The organism is Arhodomonas sp. KWT, from assembly GCF_010993615.1.
The window spans coordinates 1-1,491 of sequence record NZ_WNXE01000422.1; the positions used below are offsets into that span (position 1 = coordinate 1).

General features: G+C 67.4%; 1 protein-coding gene. It reads left to right on the forward strand.

Translation table 11 applies throughout. The annotated features are described in order from the left end of the window. Positions 1 to 878 precede the first annotated feature (878 nt). Positions 879 to 1,445 carry a hypothetical protein gene (locus tag G7A99_RS19540; RefSeq protein WP_163143367.1) on the forward strand — a complete coding sequence of 189 codons (567 nt, stop codon included), beginning with the start codon at positions 879 to 881 and terminating at the stop codon, positions 1,443 to 1,445. Positions 1,446 to 1,491: the final 46 nt, after the last annotated feature.

Genomic DNA, 1,491 nt, shown 5'->3' on the forward strand with positions numbered 1-1,491 from the left:
CTCGGTGGTCTACGTGCTGGAGAACGACTACTTCAACGGCCGGGTGCTGGAGGTCGACGGCGGCCTGCGGCTGTAGCGGCCCGACAGCGGCGAACCGGGGTACGCAGGTACACCCGGTTCGTACAGGCCAGAGACCGTCGGCCGCCATGCCACGACGCCACTCGAGTAGCGTATCCCGGATTACACCGCGGACATACGCGAGGTACCGCGCCGCCGCCCCCAAGGAGTTCGAACGCGGAGACCGGCTCGCGGGAATGCTGCCGGACCACTTCCGCCGATCAGGCGAGTAGGTCGGGCACGGTCGCAGGCCGTGTGCCACATCCCCCTGATCCGGAACGTCGCACGCCTGTGGCGCACGACCTACGTTACTGGGCCACCTCCGCCGATCAATGGCGACCATAAGGCCAGTATTTCCGCGGGAGGAGGGGGGCCCGATTGTGAAAGCCGTCACGTCGTTGCGATCAGGGGTGGCGAGCGGCTCGGTATGAGCACGGCGTTGCGGTAATCTCTCGGGGAGAGACCGGGCTGACGCCGGTCCCGGACCGACCGCCAGGAGGGCGGAAGGTCGTGTTGCGCCGTACCGGCGCCCGCCGCTACTGACCAGGGATGGTGAACCGATGCCAGACGATACCGCCACGCTCCCCGGGCCCTGTCGGTGCCATGCCGCACTGATACGGACCCTCTGCCCGATCCGTTCGAAACCGCCGGCGACGCCTTCCCGGGCCCGCCACTGCCGCACTCGCGCTGCCGCGCCCTCGCCCACATGTCCGTGCCTGCGCCGCTCGTGGCATGGCGATCCCGCAGCCTGTGGCCGTTTCCACCGCCACGCGGTTCGATACGTCGCCAGGGCGGGGCATGCCGTGGCGGGAGGTGGGGGCATGAGCGAGGGCGTCTACCCCTACACCCCGCCCAACCAGGCGAAGAGCTGGATGCGCCCGAGCGAGGAGAACCACGTCACGCGGGTGGTATGCACGGACCGGGCGATCGCGGTGATCTTCGTGCCGGGGGTGATGGGCAGCAACCTGCGGCACAAGAAGGACAAGAAAAGCGTCTGGCTGCCACTGGACGGTGATGCCCAGGGCGTATCGGAGTCTCTCCGCTGGAGCAAAATTCCCGCCAAAGTCAGGCAAAAACTCTTCACCCCCGATGCCTGCGAAGTCGACGAGCGGGGGCAGCTGTGGCGCCACCACCGCCCGATCCTGCGGCGGCGCTCGTTCAACGAGTCCACCCGCGCGGAGCTCGAGGCCGAGGAGCGGGTGTTGGCGAATCTCGTCGGGCACGAGGAAGAGATCCTCGGGGTGGTGCACGGGACGATACCGATGAGGGCACACCGATCGCCCATCGGTACTTCGAGCTCCGCCAGGGCAAGGAAATCATCACCACGGGCGTCACCGACGCCGAGGGGTACACCGGTATCCGGAAAAGCGAATTCATCGACGGCATGAGCATACGGCTCCGACGGGGACAGGGATGAGCGACGAGTACGACATC